The 17,878-nt window shown below is 65.1% G+C and carries 19 protein-coding genes and 1 pseudogene; 16 read left to right on the top strand and 4 right to left on the bottom strand.

Annotated features, from left to right (window positions below):
- From GZ092_RS05800 to GZ092_RS05785, 4 genes and pseudogenes are all read left to right on the top strand, one after another.
- Positions 1–493 (top strand): annotated as a pseudogene (locus GZ092_RS05800) (class I SAM-dependent RNA methyltransferase); the annotation flags it as partial.
- Positions 490–960 carry a putative toxin-antitoxin system toxin component, PIN family gene (locus GZ092_RS05795; protein WP_293635232.1) on the top strand — a complete coding sequence of 157 codons (471 nt, stop codon included), beginning with the start codon at positions 490–492 and terminating at the stop codon, positions 958–960. The pseudogene GZ092_RS05800 and the gene GZ092_RS05795, both read left to right, overlap by 4 nt.
- Positions 961–1,132: 172 nt before the next feature.
- Positions 1,133–1,387 carry a hypothetical protein gene (locus GZ092_RS05790; protein ID WP_293635230.1) on the top strand — a complete coding sequence of 85 codons (255 nt, stop codon included), beginning with the start codon at positions 1,133–1,135 and terminating at the stop codon, positions 1,385–1,387.
- Entirely contained in the window at positions 1,384–1,674 is a 291-nt protein-coding gene (locus GZ092_RS05785) for a hypothetical protein (protein ID WP_293635228.1), read from the top strand. The genes GZ092_RS05790 and GZ092_RS05785 overlap by 4 nt, the downstream gene beginning before the upstream one ends.
- Positions 1,675–1,804: 130 nt before the next feature.
- Here GZ092_RS05785 and GZ092_RS05780 read toward each other — a convergent pair whose 3' ends face one another.
- Positions 1,805–3,535 carry an FMN-binding glutamate synthase family protein gene (locus GZ092_RS05780; RefSeq protein ID WP_293635226.1) on the bottom strand — a complete coding sequence of 577 codons (1,731 nt, stop codon included), beginning with the start codon at positions 3,533–3,535 and terminating at the stop codon, positions 1,805–1,807.
- Between the two features lie 113 nt (positions 3,536–3,648).
- Between GZ092_RS05780 and GZ092_RS05775 the strand changes: the two genes are divergently transcribed.
- The 3 genes from GZ092_RS05775 (at position 3,649) to GZ092_RS05765 (ending at position 5,106) form a co-directional block, all read left to right on the top strand.
- Entirely contained in the window at positions 3,649–4,467 is an 819-nt protein-coding gene (locus tag GZ092_RS05775) for a UPF0149 family protein (protein ID WP_293635224.1), read from the top strand.
- A gap of 190 nt (positions 4,468–4,657) precedes the next feature.
- Positions 4,658–4,852 (top strand): DUF3606 domain-containing protein, encoded by a 195-nt coding sequence (locus tag GZ092_RS05770; protein WP_293635222.1) that lies wholly within the window; start codon positions 4,658–4,660, stop codon positions 4,850–4,852.
- The gene (locus tag GZ092_RS05765) at positions 4,849–5,106 is read left to right on the top strand and encodes a hypothetical protein (protein WP_293635220.1); all 258 of its coding nucleotides are present in this window, start codon (positions 4,849–4,851) and stop codon (positions 5,104–5,106) included. Before GZ092_RS05770 ends, GZ092_RS05765 begins: the two co-directional genes overlap by 4 nt.
- Positions 5,107–5,280: 174 nt before the next feature.
- Here GZ092_RS05765 and GZ092_RS05760 read toward each other — a convergent pair whose 3' ends face one another.
- Positions 5,281–5,937 carry a DUF2238 domain-containing protein gene (locus GZ092_RS05760; protein WP_293635218.1) on the bottom strand — a complete coding sequence of 219 codons (657 nt, stop codon included), beginning with the start codon at positions 5,935–5,937 and terminating at the stop codon, positions 5,281–5,283.
- A 70-nt stretch (positions 5,938–6,007) separates the two neighbouring features.
- Positions 6,008–6,499 carry a nuclear transport factor 2 family protein gene (locus GZ092_RS05755; RefSeq protein ID WP_293635216.1) on the bottom strand — a complete coding sequence of 164 codons (492 nt, stop codon included), beginning with the start codon at positions 6,497–6,499 and terminating at the stop codon, positions 6,008–6,010.
- A 172-nt stretch (positions 6,500–6,671) separates the two neighbouring features.
- Between GZ092_RS05755 and arsA the strand changes: the two genes are divergently transcribed.
- The 9 genes from arsA to GZ092_RS05710 all read left to right on the top strand — a co-directional run bounded on the left by arsA (position 6,672) and on the right by GZ092_RS05710 (position 16,867).
- Entirely contained in the window at positions 6,672–8,492 is a 1,821-nt protein-coding gene (gene arsA / locus GZ092_RS05750) for an arsenical pump-driving ATPase (RefSeq protein ID WP_293635214.1), read from the top strand.
- A gap of 244 nt (positions 8,493–8,736) precedes the next feature.
- A complete protein-coding gene (locus GZ092_RS05745; protein ID WP_293635212.1) occupies positions 8,737–9,567 on the top strand; it encodes a restriction endonuclease in 831 nt (276 codons plus the stop codon).
- A gap of 186 nt (positions 9,568–9,753) precedes the next feature.
- Positions 9,754–9,945 carry a 4-oxalocrotonate tautomerase gene (locus GZ092_RS05740; protein ID WP_293635210.1) on the top strand — a complete coding sequence of 64 codons (192 nt, stop codon included), beginning with the start codon at positions 9,754–9,756 and terminating at the stop codon, positions 9,943–9,945.
- Positions 9,946–9,964: 19 nt separating this feature from the next.
- Positions 9,965–11,446: an MFS transporter gene (locus GZ092_RS05735; protein ID WP_293635208.1), complete on the top strand. Its 1,482-nt coding sequence runs from the start codon at positions 9,965–9,967 to the stop codon at positions 11,444–11,446.
- A gap of 3 nt (positions 11,447–11,449) precedes the next feature.
- The gene (locus tag GZ092_RS05730) at positions 11,450–12,250 is read left to right on the top strand and encodes a class II glutamine amidotransferase (RefSeq protein ID WP_293635206.1); all 801 of its coding nucleotides are present in this window, start codon (positions 11,450–11,452) and stop codon (positions 12,248–12,250) included.
- Between the two features lie 467 nt (positions 12,251–12,717).
- Positions 12,718–13,041: a PepSY domain-containing protein gene (locus GZ092_RS05725; protein WP_293635204.1), complete on the top strand. Its 324-nt coding sequence runs from the start codon at positions 12,718–12,720 to the stop codon at positions 13,039–13,041.
- A 123-nt stretch (positions 13,042–13,164) separates the two neighbouring features.
- The gene (locus GZ092_RS05720; protein WP_293635202.1) at positions 13,165–13,647 is read left to right on the top strand and encodes a DUF2271 domain-containing protein; all 483 of its coding nucleotides are present in this window, start codon (positions 13,165–13,167) and stop codon (positions 13,645–13,647) included.
- A 33-nt stretch (positions 13,648–13,680) separates the two neighbouring features.
- Positions 13,681–15,903, top strand: coding sequence for a PepSY domain-containing protein (locus GZ092_RS05715; protein WP_293635200.1), 2,223 nt, complete (start codon positions 13,681–13,683; stop codon positions 15,901–15,903).
- Complete coding sequence (locus GZ092_RS05710) at positions 15,893–16,867, top strand: FAD:protein FMN transferase (RefSeq protein WP_293635257.1); 975 nt, start codon at positions 15,893–15,895, stop codon at positions 16,865–16,867. The genes GZ092_RS05715 and GZ092_RS05710 overlap by 11 nt, the downstream gene beginning before the upstream one ends.
- Positions 16,868–16,899: 32 nt before the next feature.
- Here GZ092_RS05710 and gshB read toward each other — a convergent pair whose 3' ends face one another.
- On the bottom strand, positions 16,900–17,859 hold the full coding sequence (gene gshB / locus GZ092_RS05705) for a glutathione synthase (RefSeq protein WP_293635255.1): 960 nt from the start codon (positions 17,857–17,859) through the stop codon (positions 16,900–16,902).
- Positions 17,860–17,878: the final 19 nt, after the last annotated feature.

The raw sequence follows: 17,878 nt of genomic DNA, 5'->3' as shown, positions 1-17,878 counted from the left end.
CCCGCCGTATGGCGAGCGCATCGACGTGGCGGGCGTGGCCGGCACCAGTGGCGTGCAGCAGCGCGAGCAGCGGCGGTCACAGTTCCAGGGGCAAACCGTCGATGAATTCGGCCAGCCGCTGGTTCGCCCCGAGCGGGACATGCGTTCAGGCCGGGAAGAGCGTCATGAGCGCAACGAGCGAGACAGCCGCGAGGAAAGCGGCTTCGAGCCGCCGCGCGACCGCTCCGCCAACCCCGGCCGCGAGCAGGCGCAAAACGCCTGGGGCGAGGAAGCCTCGGACTTCTTCCCGCAACTCGCCGCGCACTGGAAGAAAAACTACGCCGGCTGGACCGCCCACGTGCTCACGCCCGACCTGAAATTGCCGAACAAGATGCGCCTGAAGGAGTCGCGCCGCGTGCCGATGTGGAACGGCCCGATCGAATGCCGGCTGTTCCGCTTCGACATGGTGGCCGGTTCGGCGCGCGGCAAGCCGGCTGATGCGCCCAAAGCATGATGCTGAAGGCGGATGCAGCGCAGGATGATGCCGGGGTCGCGCCATTGCCGGCCGAAGCGCCCAGGCAGCCGGTCGTTATCGACACCAACATCATTCTGGACATCTTCGTATTTGCCGATGCCGCCGCGAAACCGATCAAAAAAGCGCTGGAAGCCGGCGAACTCGACTGGATCGCCACCCAGCCGATGCGCGACGAACTCGCCCGCGTGCTGGGCTATCCGCAGATCGCGCCGCGCCTGGCGTTCTACCGGCTCAGCGCCGATGACGTGCTCGCTTCGTTCGACCGCCATGCCCGGCTGATCGACGTCGCCGACAAGGCACGCCTGACTTGCCAAGACCCCGACGACCAGAAGTTCATCGACCTGGCCGTGGCCGGAAAAACCCTGCTGCTGAGCAAGGACCGGCATGTGCTTTCGATGTCAAAAAGGCTGCTGGCGCATGGTGTGCGAGCGCAGGCAGCTATGTAAAAAATAGCAAATTTGAAATCTGGCGGTGGTCTGATTCAGGGCATTGTTTTGTCCAGCCAAGAGGCCGAAAAACCAGGGCCGCAGAGCGGGATTTGCCATAGATAGCAGGTTTTACCGTGTGGTTTATCGTATGATTTAACGCATGCAAAATCCATTTTTCAGGAGTCCCGGCATGTCCCACATCAGCGCCAACGATTTAAAAACCAAAGGAATTTCCGCCATTGAGCTGGCCCTCAGTTCAGCGCCCGAGGCGATGGTGTCGGTACGCGGCAAGGACCGGTTTGTGGTGATGGACATCGCGCATTACCACTATCTGCGTGAATGCGAACTCGATGCGGCGCTGGCCCAGACCCGCGCCGACCTGGCCGCCGGGCGGGTGATGCAGGAGTCGCCAGCCGAGCACCTGGCGCGGCTCGATTCCCTGTGAATGCGCCACAACAACCCTTTGCCCTGGTTTTTACCGAGCACTACAACCGCCGGGCAGCACGGTTTTTAAAGCAGCATCCCGATTTACGCCAGCATTACCTGAAGACCCTGCAGTTGCTGGAGGCCAATCCGTTTCACCCTTCGCTGCGCCTGCATGCCTTGCGTGGCAAGTTTGAAGGGCTGCATTCGGTGTCCATCAACCTGTCCTACCGCATCACGCTGGAATTGCTGATTCAGGACGGGCGCATCATTCCGGTGAACGTGGGCGACCATGATGCAGTTTACTGAATCCGTCATGTTCCGGCTCCTTGGCTGCGAGCGGGAAAAGATTTCAATTCTTGTAAAAAATGCCGTCTTCGCATAGCCAGTGGGCAGGTACAGCTATTTAATTCATAGCAAAAAAATCGACCGCCAGCCTTCAGGCACGGTTCGCAGGCGCCGCGTCGGGCGCGCCTTGCGTATGCAGCGGTGGCCCGCTGGCGCTGACCGCCGGGCTGCTCGCCTGGAAACTGTGCGCGCTGGCCATGGGCCAGTAGAGGCGAAAGACGTTGTGCTGTGCCTGCATCGGTCCGAGCAGTGCGCCGGGCTCGACCTGCAGGACCAGGTTGCTCAGCAGCCGCACCTCGGTGTCGGTCAGCCGGCGCACGATGTGGTGGGCGTTGACCTCGCTCGGATGGTTCAGCCCGGCGGCCTGCACCAGTTCCTGCAGCGCATGCAGCGTGCTGCGGTGAAAGTTGCGCACCCGTGCGGCCTTGTCGGGCACCACCAGCGCCTGCTGGCGCAGCGGGTCTTGCGTGGTCACGCCGGTCGGGCAGCGGCCGGTGTGGCAGGTTTGCGCCTGGATGCAGCCCAGCGCCATCATGAAGCCGCGCCCGGCGTTGCACCAGTCGGCGCCCAGCGCCATCAGGCGCACGATGTCGAAAGCGCTGGTGACCTTGCCGGCCGCGCCAATCGAGACGCGGCTGCGCAAATTGACACCGACCAGCGTGTTGTGCACCAGCAGCAGGCCTTCCTGCAGCGGCGCGCCCACATGGTCGCTGAATTCGAGCGGCGCCGCGCCGGTGCCGCCCTCGGCGCCATCGACGACGATGAAGTCGGGCGTGATGCCGGTCTCCAGCATCGCCTTGACGATGGCGAACCATTCCCACGGATGGCCGATGCACAGCTTGAAACCGGTCGGCTTGCCGCCCGACAGGGTGCGCAGCCGGGCGATGAACTGCATCATCTCGACGGGCGTTGAAAACGCTCCGTGGCTGGCGGGCGAAATGCAGTCCTGGCCGACCGGCACGCCGCGCGCGGCCGCGATTTCCGCCGTCACCTTGGGGCCGGGCAGGATGCCGCCGTGACCGGGCTTGGCGCCCTGGCTCATCTTGAGCTCGATCAGCTTGACCTGCGGGTCGGCGGCATTGGCAACAAAGCGTTCCTCGCTGAAACTGCCGTCGTCGTTGCGGCAGCCGAAGTAGCCCGAACCGATTTCCCAGATCAGGTCGCCGCCGTGCACCCGGTGGTGCGTCGAGATCGAACCTTCGCCGGTGTCGTGCGCAAAGCCGCCCATCTTCGCGCCCTGGTTGAGCGCCAGGATGGCATTGGCAGACAGCGAGCCAAAGCTCATGGCCGAGATGTTGAACACGCTGGCGTGGTAGGGCTGGGTGCAGGGCTGGGCCGACACGCTGGGCTGGCCGGGCGCGCCGCCAATCCAGACGCGAAAGTCGTGCGTCGGCAGTTTGGTGGGCGCCATGGAATGGTTGACCCATTCATAGCCCTGCCGGCCCACGTCAAGCTGCGTGCCGAACGGCCGGTTGTCGGGCTCGCCCTTGGCGCGCTGGTACACCAGCGAGCGCTGGGCGCGCGAGAAAGGCGTGGTTTCGCTGTCGCTCTCGATGAAATACTGGCGGATTTCGGGCCGGATGTATTCGAGCAAAAAGCGCAGGTGGCCGATCACCGGGTAATTGCGCAAAATGGCGTGCTGGGACTGGCGCAGGTCATGCAGGCCCAGCGCCACCACCAAAGCGCAGGCCATCAAGGTCAACGCAGCCGGCCAGCCGCCGCCCCACAGCGCCAGGTTGGCCAGCGCCAGCAGCAGGCCGCACAAAGCCAGCCCCAGGGCGGCGTAACGGACGGGAATCAGGGTCTTGAATGGCTGGGGCATGGATGGGTTTTCCGGTTGCGGCGCCGCTGGCGGGCGTGAAGGCTGCCAGCGCAAGGGCGCGGAAGCTACACTTTAATCATAAGAGCCTTGCCCGAGGCTCAGGACCGAACACCATGACACACCCTGACCTTGACCCCGTAAAGCAGCCCGACACCCCCTGGATGGAAACCGAGGCCTTCGACGAACTCGACGCCATCCTGGACGATCTGCGCAGCCGCTACGACGAAACGCCGCAGTGGGAATTCTGCGAGGGCTTCATGGCCGCCGTGATCTGCTCGCGCCGCCCGATTCCGGCCTACGAATACCTCGGCGTGTTGCTGGGCCTGCCGGTCGAGGGCGAGGAGCCCGACGACGACAGCGGCTCGTTCGCCAGCGACGAACAGCGTGAGCGCTTCGTGGCGTTGTGGGATCAGCGCTGGAACGAAGTCGCCACCGCGCTCGACGCCGAAGTCGATTCGCTGGAGGACGACGCCTGCTACCACCCCGAAGTCATGGACATTCGCGGCGTGGTGGCCGATTTGCCGCCCGAGGAACAGGCGGCATTTGCCAAGGAAGACCTGCCCGCGTTCGCGCAGGTGTGGGCGCTGGGCTTCATGTTCGCGGTGGAAAGCTGGTCCGACGAATGGGCCGCCCCGCGCGACAAGGACGCCGCCAAATGGCTCGACGGCGCGCTGCAGGCCGTCGTCGCCATGACCGAGGACGATACCGGCGCTTGCGAAGTCTCGCCGCTGAGCGAGGAAGGCACGCCGAGCACCAGCATTGCGCGGCTGAATGCTTTCGGCGAAGCCATCTGGGCGGTGTACGACCTGCGCGAGTTGTGGAAAACCATGGGGCCGAAGGTCGAAACGCTGCGCAAGGAAGCCACGCCTGGGCGCAACGACCCGTGCTCCTGCGGCAGCGGGAAGAAATACAAGAAGTGCTGCGGGGCTTGACGCCAGGTTCAAGCGGCGTTTCAGGGTTGCTGGGCGTCCTGGTCGATGGGTAACCTATTCATTAGGTCATTTGAACCATTGCCCTTGGTTGATCTGGATTGCAAGCTGATGGGGAGGTCTCTGACATGACGTCAAAACGCATTGCCAGAAGATTGGGCTCCTCCTTCATCAACCGGCCAGGAAAAAAACCATGCAATCCAACTCGCCAAGCTTGTCACCAAACGTTCATGCGCCGTCCAACGAGCCGATCAACATCAATGAACCGGCCTCGGTGAATTACTGGCTGGCCGCCTTGCGATGCAGCGAACTGGAGCTGCGCATGGCCGTGGCCGAAGTCGGGACCGGCGCCCGGGATGTCGGAACCGAACTGGGCCGGGCCGTATGACGGCGCGTTCGCAGATTTCCTCCGGCGCACTCAATCTCCGGGTGGAGGAGTCGTCGCCCGGGCTTTTTTGCTGGATCGTCACGCAGCTCTCGGCGCAGGAGCAAACCGGCGAGGTCTGCATCGACGCATCGGACCATCCCTACCCTTCCCGCGAGGCGGCGATGAGCGTGGGAACGGCTTGCCTGAAAGCCTACAAGGCGGCGGCCGAAGGCCTGTTGTCCATGCTTCCGTCCCGGCCCACGGCCCCGTTCTGAGCCTCGACCAGGTTACCGAAAGACAGGACTGCCCGAGGAGGCACAAGCGTGTCCGAAGGCGGCGCCGCCGCAAAATGCTGCGCAAGGACGGCGGCCTTGCCGGGCGCACGATTCAGCCACGCTTCAAGCATGTTTTAGTGCTCTTTCGCAACAGGCACGGGCATCAACAGCTAGTTATTTGATAGCAGTTCCCGACAGGCGCAGCGCCCTGAGCTGCCGGTCGTGCCAGCGCAGCAGCAGCGTGACCGCCACCGTCGCACCGATCAGCGCCCACAACATGTCCGACTGCGTGTCCCACGGGTCGCCCTGCGTGCCCAGGAATTCATCGGCGCCCTGCCCGAGCGCCAGCGCGGCGGCCCATTCGACCAGTTCATACACCGCGCTGATCGCCATGGCCACACACACCGACAGGAACGCGGCCATGCGCCGGCTGTGCAGGTAGCCGCGCTGCAGCAGCACCTCGCGCGCGACCATCGCCGGCACCAGCCCCTGCATGAAGTGGCCGATCTTGTCGTAGGGGTTGCGGCCCAGTTGCAGCGCGTCCTGCAGCCAGAAACCGAGCGGCACGCGCGCATAGGTGTAGGCGCCGCCCAGGATCAGCACCAGCGCGTGCAGCGTGATCAGGCCATAGAGCAGCGTGGTCAGCGGGTAGCGGCGCCAGGTGGCCAGCAGCATCGGCGCGGCGAGCAGCACCGGCGCCACTTCGAGCAGCCAGGTGCCCCGGTCATGCGGCGCCACGCCCGACCAGAGCAGGGCGGCCAGCACCCCCAAGGCCCAGCCGGCTAGCAGGCGGCCACGCGGCCGCGACCCCGGCGCGTCAGTCCGGGCCATGGACCGGTTCGCCCGGGAAGTCGCCGCCCTTGCGCAGCCATGACATTTTTGCGGTGCAGGTGGACATGGCTCAACTCCTGCGCGCTTGCAGGTAGTTTTCCAGGTTGACCTCTGCCTGGCGCTTGACCATGGTCCGGAACGACGGGTTCCAGCCGAGCAGGATGCCGGGCAAGCCCAGCGCCTGGCGCGACCAGCTCCAGAAGTTGAAGCGGTCGCGCTGGCGGGTGATCAACCCGGCGTCGTTGAATTCAAACACGCTGTCGATGACGTTGTGTACCTTGCGCCGGGCGGCGCTGAAACGGTAGTCGGCTTCCCAGTGGGCCTTGCCCCGGCGGTCGTTGGCTTCCAGGCCACTGTAGCTGAGCTTCCAGTCTTCACGATTCCTGGCCCGGGTGGCTTCGCACAGCATGCGCCACATGCCGCTGACCTGCTCGTGGCCGCTGAGCGTAAACACCTCGTCCTCGAACTGGACATCGGGCGCATAGCAGGCGGCCATGGCGTCGGCGTCAAGGCGCGCGAAGGCGGCGTAGAAATGGTCGAGCCGGGTCTGGTTGGGATGCATGGGGTTCCTTGGATGGGCTGTGGCGGGCGCGTAAAGCATGTTTTTTTGACAGCGGTGGCGAACTCTAACCCAGTCTCCGGGCGCCTTGGCGGGCTTCACGTTGCCGGCGGGCGTGGCGCGCGCATTCACCGCCGCTTGACCTGACGCAATAATTTTTGCCTTCTCGCACGGCATGCTGTGGCCCATGCACACCGCCATTCCTGCGCTCCCTGGCTTTTTGTCGTCGCCCACGCGCTTTTTGTTTTTCACCGGCAAGGGCGGCGTCGGCAAGACCTCGCTGTCCACTGCGGCGGCCATCGCGCTGGCAGACAGCGGCCGGCGCGTGCTGCTGGTCAGCACCGATGCCGCGTCCAACCTCGACGAAATGCTCGGCGTGCCGCTGCGCAACCAGGCGCAGGCCGTTCCAGGCGTTCCCGGCCTGGACATGCTCAACATCGACCCGGATGCCGCCGCCGAGGCCTACCGGCTGCGCGTGCTGGCGCAACTCGAAGCCAACGCCAGCGAGGACGAACGCAAGACGGTGCGCGAGCAGCTCTCGGGCGCCTGCACCACCGAGATCGCCGCGTTCGACGAATTCGCCGCGCTGCTGGCCGGCGAAGCCGAAGGCAGCGGCGCCTACGACCACATCGTCTTCGACACCGCGCCGACCGGCCACACGCTGCGCCTGCTCAGCCTGCCCAAGGCCTGGAGCGGATTTCTGGCCGGCAACGACCGGGGCGCGTCCTGCCTCGGGCCGCACTCCGGGCTGAAGATGCAGGAAGCGCGCTTCAATGCCGCGCTCGCCGCGCTCGGCGACGCCAGCCTGACGACGGTACTGCTGGTCACGCGGCCCGACCCGCGCCCCATGCAGGAGGCGGCGCGCACCGCCGGGGAACTGCGCACGCTGGGCCTGTCCAACCAGCGGCTGGTCGTCAACGGCGTGTTCCATGCGAGCGGGCCGGACGATGCGACTGCCCGCGCCATCGAGGCGCTGGGCCGCGAGGCGATTGCCACGATGCCCGATGCGCTGGCCAGCCTGCCGCGCGACGAGGTGCCGCTGCGCGCCTTCGACACCGTCGGCTTGAGCGCCCTGCGCGCGCTGCTGGGCAGTGGCCCCGCGCCAGCCGCCGTGGGGCAAACCGGCGTTTCTGCAGCCGACCTGCCCGCCGAGCCACTGGGCCGCCTGGCCGATGAACTCGCGGCGCTGGGCCACGGGCTGGTCATGGTCATGGGCAAGGGCGGCGTCGGCAAGACGACGATTGCCGCCGCGCTGGCCGTCGGCCTGGTGCAGCGCGGCCACAGCGTGCACCTGACCACCACCGACCCGGCCGCCCATGTGGCGCAGACGCTGAACGGCAGCCTGACCGGCCTGAAGGTCGGCCGCATCGACCCCCGGCAAGAGACCGAAGCCTACATTGCCAAGATGATGGCCGCGCGCGGCAAGGACCTGGACGAGGCCGGCCGGGCGCTGCTGCTCGAAGACCTGCAATCGCCCTGCACCGAGGAAGTCGCCGTGTTCCACGCTTTCAGCCGCGTGGTGAACGAGGCGCGCAGCGCCTTCGTGGTGCTGGACACCGCGCCCACCGGCCACAGCCTGCTGCTGATGGACGCCACCGGCGCCTACCACCGGCAGATGCGGCAGCAGTACGAAGGCAGCGCCAACGCGGTCCACCTCATCACCCCGCTGATGCGGCTGCAGGATGCGTCGATGACGCACGTCATTTTGGTCACGCTGCCCGAAGTCACGCCCGTCAGCCAGGCCGCCGCGCTGCAAGAGGACTTGCGCCGCGCGAAGATCGAGCCCTGGGCCTGGGTCATCAACAAGAGCATCGCCGCCACCGGCACGACCGACCCGCTGCTGCAGGCCCGTCTGGCCGGCGAACACCGCCAGACCGCGCGCATCGCCAGCGGTCTGGCGCGCCGCACCTTCGTGCTGCCGTGGCTGCCCGAGCCGCCGGTGGGGGTGGCGGCGCTGGGCGCGCTGGCGGCTTCGGCGACATCTCAAACGCTATAAAAAATATAGCTGCTTACACTTGCAGCTTCTGGCCAAAGCCCTGATTTGAACTAAAATCAGCGGTTTTTTGCGCGCGTTCTGTCGCAGTCCCTGAGGTTCATTCTTGCCATGTCGCATACGGGCTGTTGCCCGTTCAAATTCCGCGACCTGCGTGGTTCATGCACTGCCGGCATGGACGGAGACAGGAAGCATCGGCAAGCGCAGCGCAGCGCCAAGTGAAAAGACGAGTTGGGAAAAGTCAGCGATGGAGTTACGTGAAAAGCAGGGCTGGCCCAAGGCCTTGATGGGGCTGGCCGCGCGCCTGCCTTGGTGGCTAGGTCTGGCGCTGGCGGGTCTGGCTTATCTGGGCCTGCACCACCTGGCGCAAAAGCCGCTTGGCACCGCACAGGCGGGACCGATGGGTGGCTTCATCCTGTCGTCGCTGATGTACGGGCTGGCGCTGGCGGGGCAATACCTGCTGCCGCTGTTTTTCGGCATGGGCGCGCTGCTGTCGGCTTTTCGGCGGAACAGGGCCGCACGGCTGCACGCCGCTGCCGCCAGCCGCCCTGACGCTCTGGACCGCATGAGCTGGCAGGAGTTTGAAATCCTGGTCGGCGAGTATTTCCGGCGCCAGGGTTACGGCGTGACGGACAACGGCGGCGGCGGCGCCGATGGCGGCGTGGACGTGGTGCTGCAAAGCGACGACGGCAGCCACCTGGTGCAATGCAAGCACTGGCGGTCCCTGCGCGTCGGCGTGCAGCCGGTGCGCGAACTCTACGGCGTCATGGCGGCGCACGGCGCAACCGGCGGCTTTGTTGTCACCTCGGGCGAATTCACCGAGGACGCGCATCGCTTTGCGGGCGGCCTGGCGCTGACGCTGATCAACGGAGCCACCCTGCTGCGCGGCATACGGGCGCAGGCCGGCAGCGGCCCGTCGGCCACGGAACCGGCCGGCCTGTCCACGCCGGACTGCCCGGCATGCGGCGCGGAGATGGTGCTGCGCCAGGCGCGCAGCGGCGCGAATGCAGGCAAGCAGTTCTGGGGCTGCAGCCGCTTTGCGCAGGACCGCTGCCGGGGCACGCGCGAGGTGGACTGATGCCGGCAGGAAAAACAATCCGCTATCAAAAAAATAGCTTCTAGCCTAAGCTGAATATGCGCAAAAGGCATTTTTTGTTAAAAAATGCCGGTCCCGCAGCAGCGCACGGCCAGACACGGAATAATGCACAGCTTGCGCACGTCGGCGCAGCCGGTCACGCCAAACCCATCCATCCGAAGGAAAACCATGCCCACTTACCACGTCGAAATGCTCGAAGGCCGCACGCTGGAGCAAAAGAAAAAACTGGTAGAGGCGATCACCCGCGTCAGCGTCGAGGTGCTGGGCGGCCAGCCGGACTCGGTCGATGTCCTGATCACCGACGTCAAGCGCGAGAACTGGGCCACCGGCGGCAAGCTCTGGTCGGAACCAAGAGACTGACGCCCGGCCGGGACCGCGCTTGAACGCCCTGCCGCCGCCATCATCCATCGCCGCGCTGCAGGCGCGCTTCGGTACGCGCTACCGCTGGCTGCTGCTGGTCGCCGTGATGGTCGGCATTATGGCGTCGATCATGTCGTCGACCATCGTCAACGTGGCGATTCCCGACATGAGCCAGCACTTTTCGCTGGGCCAGGGCCGCGCGCAATGGGTTACGTCGGGCTTCATGGTCGCCATGACGGTGTCCATGCTGACCACGCCGTGGCTGCTGGCGCGCTACGGCTACCGCCGCACCTATGTGGGCAGCATGCTGCTGCTGATGGCCGGCGGCATCGGCGGCGGCCTGGCCGGTAACTTCACGCTGGTGCTGGCCGCGCGCGTCGCCGAAGGGGTGGCGGCAGGCGTGGTGCAGCCCATCGCGGCCATCATCATCATGCGCGCTTTCGGCACGCATGAGCAGGGCCGGGCCAGCGGGATGTTCGGCATGGGCGTGGTGTTGGCGCCGGCGCTGGGGCCGAGCGTGGGCGGGGTGCTGGTGGACCTGTACGGGTGGCGCTCGATTTTCTTCATGGTCGTGCCGCTGTGCCTGCTGTCGCTGTGGATGGCCTACCGCTATGTGCCTGACAGCGCGCCCGGCGGTGTGGAGGCTGGCCGCAAGGGCGCGATGATCGACTGGCGCGGCATGCTGCTGGCGGGCACCGGCACGCTATGCCTGCTCAATGGTATGGTTGCGCTGCAGGGCCAGGGCAGCCACCCGCTGCAGGCGGCCCTGCTGCTGGGCGCCGCGCTGGCGTTGCTGGCCGGCTTCATCGGCTGGCAGCGGCGCATGCTGGCGACCGGCCGGGAACCGCTGATGAACCTGGCGCTGTTCGGCAACCGGCCCTTTGCCATGGGCAGCGTGGTGGCCTTCATCTACGGCACGGCACTGTTCGGCTCGACCTATCTGCTGCCGGTCTACATGCAGCTGGGCCTGAATTTGTCGGCCTCGCATGCCGGAACGGTGCTGCTGCCCGCCGGCATCGTGCTGGCAGCGACGATTGCCATCGTCGGCCGCCTGGCCGACCGGCAGCCGACCTGGTTGCTGGTCACCACCGGTCTGGGGCTGCTGGCGGTGTCGTTTGCGCTCATGATGACGCTCACGCTGAGTTCGGCGTTGTGGCTGCTGGCGCTGTGGGCCACGCTGGGGCGCATCGGTCTGGGCTTCATTTTGCCGTCGCTCAACCTGGGCTCGCTGCGGCCGCTGCCTGCAGAATTGGTGTCGCAGGGCGCCAGCGCCATCAGCTTCGTGCGCATGCTGGGCGGCGCGATTGGCGTCAGCCTGTGCGGCATCGTGCTGGAATGGCGGCTGGCCGCGCATGGCGATTCGCTTGCCCTTGCTGCGAGCAGCCCGGCGCGGCTGGCCGCCTTCAATGAATCGTTCTTGATGCTGGCCGCGTTGTGCGTGCTTGCCATGGCGGCGGCGTCGCAGCTTCGCGTTGCGCCCGCGCCTTCCACCGGAGACTAGACCATGTGCCAGCTGCTCGGCATGAACTGCAACGCGCCCACCGACGTGACCTTCAGCTTTCGCGGCTTCGCGCAGCGCGGCGGCCGCACCGACCACCATGCCGACGGCTGGGGCATCGCGTTTTTTGAAGGCGACAGCGCGGTGGACGGGGCGGGCGATGGCAAGGGCCTGCGCCATTTCGTCGACCACCTGCCGGCCTGCGAGTCGCCGGTGGCCGAGTTGATCCGCCGCTACCCGATCAAGAGCCGCAACGTGATTGCGCACATCCGCAAGGCCACGCAAGGCCGGGTGGCGCTGGAAAACTGTCACCCCTTTGTGCGCGAGCTGTGGGGCCGCTACTGGGTGTTTGCGCACAACGGCAACCTGGTCGATTTCGCGCCGCGCCTGCATGGCAGCTTCCGGCCGGTCGGCTCCACCGACAGCGAACGCGCGTTTTGCTGGATCATGCAGGAGCTGGCCAAATCGCATGCCGACGTTCCCAGCGTGCGGGAGTTGACGTTGACCTTGCGCGAACTGGCAGGGCAGGCGGCAAAACACGGCACCTTCAATTTCCTGCTGAGCAACGGCCAGGCACTGTGGGCGCATGCCTCGACCAGCCTGGTGTACGTGGAGCGCCGCCATCCGTTCGCCAATGCCACGCTGAGCGACGAGGACGTGAGCGTGAACTTCGAAGAGCACACCCAGCCGAGCGACCGGGTGGCTGTGGTGGTGACCGCCCCGCTGACCACCAACGAGCGCTGGACGGCCTTTGCGCCGGGCGAGCTCAAGGTGTTTGAAAACGGCGCGCTGCTGGCAGGCGCCTGAACAGCAGCACGGCCTCTGCAGCGCCGCGCCCACCGGCCGGCAGAGGCAACCGCCTTGCCACGCAGCAGCCGGGGGGCGAATTGACTGCCGAAATCGTCAAAACGCATGCGCCCATGCGGCGTGATGGATGAGCTGACGGGGGGAAAGCGGCATTACGGGGTGCGTGTTTTTTGCGCCAGATCAAACATTGGGCGGTTAAGCGAGCGCAATGCAGCACGGTATGCGATAGATCAAAAGTCGCTATTTCAGTCCAACTACAGTCAATTCAAGGAATGCAAGGCCAAGTTACTTGATTCCGCGAGGCTTGCGCACCAGTGTGATGGTCAACACACAAGCATGTCCAACATCAGCCGGGGCCGGCACGCAAGATGCCTGCCTGTTAACCGCTCCCTCGCTTTCTCTTTTGTCTTCCATCACCCCCAAGGAGATTCATCATGCGTCCTCAAAGTGATTGCCCGACAGGCCTCATGAAATCCCGAATCCTGGCGGCGGCCATGCTGGCCGGCCTTCTGGCCAGCGGCGCTGCATGGGCGGACAGCAATTGCGATGAGCCGGTGGCCAACTGGCAGCCGCGCGGGATGTTGCGGCAACAACTGGAACAGCGCGGCTGGACCGTGCAGCGCATCAAGGTGGACGACGGCTGCTATGAGGTCAGGGGCACGGACCGTCTGGGCAACCGCGTCAAGGCCAAATACGGGCCGGCTTCGCTGCGCATCCGCAAACTGGAAATCGACTTCAGCGAGGGTGGCGACGCGTCTGGCTACCTCGATCAGGGCCAGAAGACCAACTGACGGCTCAAACCCTTTTTTGCATCTGACACCACCGCGGTGTTTTCAAGCCTGCCTTCAGAAAGCCTTCATGTGGCAACGTCAACATGGAGTCATCGCAACCACCACTCAACCGGAAGCTTCATCATGAAACCAGTTCTAAAAACACTTGCTGCCTCGCTTTTTCTGGCGGGTGCCATGGCAGCGCCCGGCCTGGTGCAGGCGCGCCCCGTGACCTTGACCACCCAGCTGCAAAGTTATGGCGGGAACGGCGCTTATCTGGCGTTTTATGTGACCGACGCCAGTGGCCAGTACAAAAAGACGCTCTGGGTCTCAGGCAAGAAGTCCAAATACTACAAGCACCTGCGTGACTGGGCGCGTGGCAGCGGCTTGAGGGCCAGTGAGTTTGACGGTGTCAGCGGCGCCAGCGTGGGCAGCGGGAAATCGCTGAAGGTGACGGTCGAGCTGGCCGATGCACTGATTGATGCGGGCTATGAAATTCGTGTGGACAGCGCCGTCGAAGACCAGCGCGAAAACCCCGCCGACGTGCGCGCGCCGCTCACCAAGCAGGGCGCCGGCAAACCCGCCCCAGGCCGCGGTTACGTCAAGTCCTTCACTTATGACATGTAAACGCAACCCCGCCCGCAAAACTGTTTATCGATAGTGCGTCAGCTTCATTCACTGCTTGGCCTGATGGCCGCCCTGCTCGCTTTGGTGCTGGGCCTCAGCGGCGCCATCTTGTCGTTGGATCCGGCGCTCGAACGGCTGGCGGCCACAGTGCCTGCCCACGGCCAGATCAGCGTGGCCGCGCTGGCCGGCCGGGTGGCGCAGCATTACCCGCAGGCTGAACAAATCCAGCGCTCGCCATCAGGCGCGGTCATCGTTTATTACAGTCGCGACGGAAAGGCCGGCATTGATCGCGTGGACCCGCTCACCGGCCAAGGCATTGCCCCCTATGCGCCCTCGGCCTTTTCACGCTGGCTGAAAAGCCTGCACCGGTCTTTGCTGCTGGATACCCCGGGGCGTGCGGTATCGGGCCTGACGGCACTGGTCATGCTGGTGCTGTCGGTTTCTGGCGCGCTGCTGCTGGTCAAGCGCATGGGCGGCTGGCGACATCTGGCCGACCCCTTGCGCGGCGGCCTGAACCAGCGCTGGCACGCCAAGGTCGGCCGCGTCGTGGTCGCCGGGCTGCTGCTGTCTGCGCTGACCGGCCTTTACATGTCGGCGGCCACCTTCAGCTTCATTTCTGACGGCATGCAAAACGAACCCGACTTTCCCGCCAGTGTGGCCGGTGGTGCGGCAGCGCCCGTCACCACCCTGCCGGCGCTGCTGGCGACAGACCTGAATGACCTGCGCGAACTGGTCTATCCCGCGCCGAACGACCTTTCGGACGTTTACTCGCTGCGCACCGCCCAGGGCGACGGCTATGTTGACCAGGCCAATGGCGCGCTGTTGTCTTTTCAGCCCCACAGCGGCACGCGCGACACCTACGAGCTGATCTACAAACTGCACACCGGCGAAGGCCTGTGGTGGCTTGGTTTGATGCTGGGCGTGGGTGCGCTCAGCGTGCCCTTGATGAGCACCACCGGCGCCGTGACATGGTGGCAGCGCCGGCAGTCGATGCCCAAAATTATCGAAAACAGCGCGGCGCAGTCGGCCGACACCATCATTTTGGTGGGCAGCGAAAGCAACAGCACCTGGGGCTTTGCCAACACCCTGCATGACGCCCTGCGAAAGTCTGGCCTGCGCGTGCATACGGCTGCGATGAACCAGCTGGCCACCGAGTACCGTCAGGCGCAGCGCCTGTTTATCCTCACGGCCACCTATGGTGACGGTGACGCGCCCAGTTCTGCCAACCAGTTTCTGGCGCGCCTGTCCAAAACCCGGGTCAATCCGCAGGCCGGCTTTGCCGTGCTGGGCTTTGGCGACCGGCAGTTCCCGCAGTTTTGCCAATTTGCCAAGGACACGCAGGCCGCGCTGCTGGCAAAAGGCTGGCGCCAGCTTCTCAACCTGGACACCATAGACCGGCAGTCGGCACAAGCTTTCACGCGCTGGGGCCAGACCGTCGGCCCGCTGATTGGCCGCGAACTGAACCTGGTGCATACACCCCCGCGCCCGCGAACGCAAAGCTTCGCGCTGATGGGGCGGGTCGACTACGGCGAAGCGGTGCAAGCGCCCACCAGCGTCATGCGCTTCGCGGCAGTCGCCCGGCCGGGCATTGCCGCCCGCTTGACGCGCCTGCTGGGCGGCAACGGACTGCCGGATTTCGAGGCCGGCGACCTGGTCGGCATCGTGCCGCCCGGCAGCACCGTGCCGCGCTTTTATTCGCTGGCCAGCAAGTCAGGCGACGGCTTTCTGGAAATTTGCGTGCGCAAGGTGCCCGACGGGCTGTGCTCTGAATTCCTGCACGGCTTGCAGCCGGGTGACCCGATGGAGGCCTTTATTCAGCTGCATCCGGACTTTCGCCCGGCATCCGGCAAGGCCCCGGTCGTTCTCATCGGCTCGGGCACCGGCATTGGGCCCCTGGCCGGGTTCATCCGCAACAACACCGGCAAGCACCCGATGTATTTGTATTGGGGCGGACGCGATCCGGCTTCCGATTTCCTCTACCAACCCGAACTCAACCAGTACCTGGCCGATGGCCGGCTGACCGGCTTGCATGCTGTTTTTTCACGGATCAAGGACGGCGCCTACGTGCAGGACAAGGTGCTCGACGATGCGGAGCAACTGCGCCAGCTGATGGGCAGTGACGCCCAGATACTGGTGTGCGGCAGTCGCGCCATGGCAAAAAGCATCGCGCAGGCTCTGGATGGCATCCTGGCGCCCCTCAAGCTCAATGTGCAGACGCTGAAAACACAGGGACGTTACCGTGAAGATGTCTTTTGAAACGCCGGCGCTTCCCGCCTTGGGCCTGCAGCGCCACAGCCTGAACGGCCAGACGATGGGCACGCGCTACAGCGCCATTTTTTTTGCCCCGGCTGGCGTCGATCAGCCAGCCATTGGCGCCGGCCTGTTTGCCGCGGTGGACCAGGTGGACCGGCAGATGTCCACCTGGAAACCCGACTCCAGCCTGAGCCGCCTCAATGCCCTGCCCGAACAGCAGTGGCTGGACCTGCCCGAAGAACTGATGACGGTGCTGGACACCGCCTTGCACATCGGCCAGCAGTCCCGGGGCGCGTTTGATATTGGCGTGGGCGGATTGGTCAATGCCTGGGGTTTTGGTCCGGCCGGATCGCAAGCCGATGCGCAGCAGGCTGGCGCGCTCGCACAATGCCTGCACCACCCGGCGCTTGACGGGCTGGAGATCGACCGGGCTCACGGCCGGGTGCGCAAACGGCTGCCTGTCACGCTCGATCTTTCAGGCATTGCCAAAGGCTACGGTGTCGATGCACTGGCCAGGTGCCTTGATGGCTTTGGCATCACGCGCTATCTGGTCGGCATTGACGGAGAAATGCGGGCAAAAGGACTCAAGCCTGATGGACAGGCTTGGGCCGTGGCGATTGAAAAACCGGTGCGGCATGTGCGCGAAGTCATGGGTGTGATGGAATTGAACGATGCCGCCATCGCCACTTCGGGCGACTACCGGCATTGGGTCGAGGTGCAGGGAACGCACTATTCCCACACCATGAACCCCTTGAACGGGCAGCCGGTGCGCAACCGCGTGGCGGCGGTGACGGTGGTGATGCCAAGCTGCATGCTCGCCGATGCATGGGCCACCGCCTTGCTGGTGCTGGGAGAAACCGACGGCGTGGCGCTGGCGCAAAAGCGGGGCATGGACGCCCTGTTTGTGCTGCGTGATGGTGACGGTTTTGAGGAAATTTCCCTCGTTGGCGGGCAGCGCCAGCCCTGAAACTCGACCTTCAGTGCCTGCCCGGCTAAGGGTCAGGCCGCCAGCGCGTCTTCCAGCGCGTCAATGAACATTGACGCCACGTCAAAACCCATCTGGTCGTGGATTTCCTGGAAACAGGTCGGGCTGGTGACGTTGATCTCGGTCACGCAGTCGCCAATCACGTCAATGCCGGCCAGCAGCAGGCCGCGCGCGGCCAGGATGGGTCCCAGTGCCTCGGCGATTTCATAGTCGCGCGCCGACAGCGGCTGCGCCACGCCCAGCCCGCCAGCCGCCAGGTTGCCGCGCACCTCGCTGCCCTGCGGAATGCGCGCCAGGCTGAAAGGAACCGGCTTGCCGCCAATCACCAGCACGCGCTTGTCGCCCTTGACGATTTCAGGCAGAAACTTTTGCACCATCACGCTTTCAGCGCCGTTCTTGTTCAGGGTTTCGATGATGCTGCCCAGGTTCAGGCCGTCGGCCCTGACCCGGAAAATGCCCATGCCGCCCATGCCGTCGAGCGGCTTCAGGATGATGTCCTGGTGCTCGGCATGAAAGCGCTTGATGTCGGCGGCGTCGCGCGTCACCAGCGTCGGACCGATGAACTGCGGGAACTCCATGATGGCGAGCTTTTCCGGGTGATCGCGCAGTGCGCGCGGCTTGTTGAAGACCTTGGCGCCTTCGCGCTCGGCCTGCTCCAGCAGGTGGGTGCTGTAGATGTATTCGCTGTCGAACGGCGGGTCCTTGCGCATGATGACGCAGCCGACGTCCTTCAGCGGCTGCGGCCGCTCGTTCGGATGCTGCTGCTCGGCGGTGAACCAGTCCAGCGAATCGCCTGTCAGGTGGATGTCGCGCACGAAGGCGGTTACCGGCGTGCCCTGCTGCCACATGATGTCCTTGGGCTCGCAGGCGCTGATGCGGTGCCCGCGCCTTTGCGCCTCGCGCATCATGGAAAAGGTGGTGTCCTTGTAAATCTTGAAGGACGCAAGCGGATCGGCAATAAAAAGGATGTTCATGGCGTTGGAGGGGACTTGG

It is taken from the genome of Polaromonas sp., from assembly GCF_010365105.1.
Lineage (GTDB): Bacteria > Pseudomonadota > Gammaproteobacteria > Burkholderiales > Burkholderiaceae_C > Polaromonas.
The sequence above is the reverse complement of the archived record's forward strand: the minus strand, read 5'-3'. Positions and strand labels throughout refer to the sequence as shown.

Excerpts from the sequence above, each read along its gene's own strand:
- GZ092_RS05720 (WP_293635202.1), top strand. The coding sequence starts at position 13,165 with ATGAAACCAGTTCTAAAAACACTTGCTGCCTCGCTTTTTCTGGCGGGT.
- GZ092_RS05730 (WP_293635206.1), top strand. The coding sequence starts at position 11,450 with ATGTGCCAGCTGCTCGGCATGAACTGCAACGCGCCCACCGACGTGACC.
- GZ092_RS05710 (WP_293635257.1), top strand. The coding sequence starts at position 15,893 with ATGTCTTTTGAAACGCCGGCGCTTCCCGCCTTGGGCCTGCAGCGCCAC.
- arsA (WP_293635214.1), top strand. The coding sequence starts at position 6,672 with ATGCTGTGGCCCATGCACACCGCCATTCCTGCGCTCCCTGGCTTTTTG.
- GZ092_RS05795 (WP_293635232.1), top strand. The coding sequence starts at position 490 with ATGATGCTGAAGGCGGATGCAGCGCAGGATGATGCCGGGGTCGCGCCA.
- GZ092_RS05790 (WP_293635230.1), top strand. The coding sequence starts at position 1,133 with ATGTCCCACATCAGCGCCAACGATTTAAAAACCAAAGGAATTTCCGCC.
- GZ092_RS05780 (WP_293635226.1), bottom strand. The coding sequence starts at position 3,535 with ATGCCCCAGCCATTCAAGACCCTGATTCCCGTCCGTTACGCCGCCCTG.
- gshB (WP_293635255.1), bottom strand. The coding sequence starts at position 17,859 with ATGAACATCCTTTTTATTGCCGATCCGCTTGCGTCCTTCAAGATTTAC.
- GZ092_RS05775 (WP_293635224.1), top strand. The coding sequence starts at position 3,649 with ATGACACACCCTGACCTTGACCCCGTAAAGCAGCCCGACACCCCCTGG.
- GZ092_RS05760 (WP_293635218.1), bottom strand. The coding sequence starts at position 5,937 with ATGGCCCGGACTGACGCGCCGGGGTCGCGGCCGCGTGGCCGCCTGCTA.
- GZ092_RS05770 (WP_293635222.1), top strand. The coding sequence starts at position 4,658 with ATGCAATCCAACTCGCCAAGCTTGTCACCAAACGTTCATGCGCCGTCC.
- GZ092_RS05745 (WP_293635212.1), top strand. The coding sequence starts at position 8,737 with ATGGAGTTACGTGAAAAGCAGGGCTGGCCCAAGGCCTTGATGGGGCTG.
- GZ092_RS05740 (WP_293635210.1), top strand. The coding sequence starts at position 9,754 with ATGCCCACTTACCACGTCGAAATGCTCGAAGGCCGCACGCTGGAGCAA.
- GZ092_RS05725 (WP_293635204.1), top strand. The coding sequence starts at position 12,718 with ATGAAATCCCGAATCCTGGCGGCGGCCATGCTGGCCGGCCTTCTGGCC.
- GZ092_RS05765 (WP_293635220.1), top strand. The coding sequence starts at position 4,849 with ATGACGGCGCGTTCGCAGATTTCCTCCGGCGCACTCAATCTCCGGGTG.
- GZ092_RS05755 (WP_293635216.1), bottom strand. The coding sequence starts at position 6,499 with ATGCATCCCAACCAGACCCGGCTCGACCATTTCTACGCCGCCTTCGCG.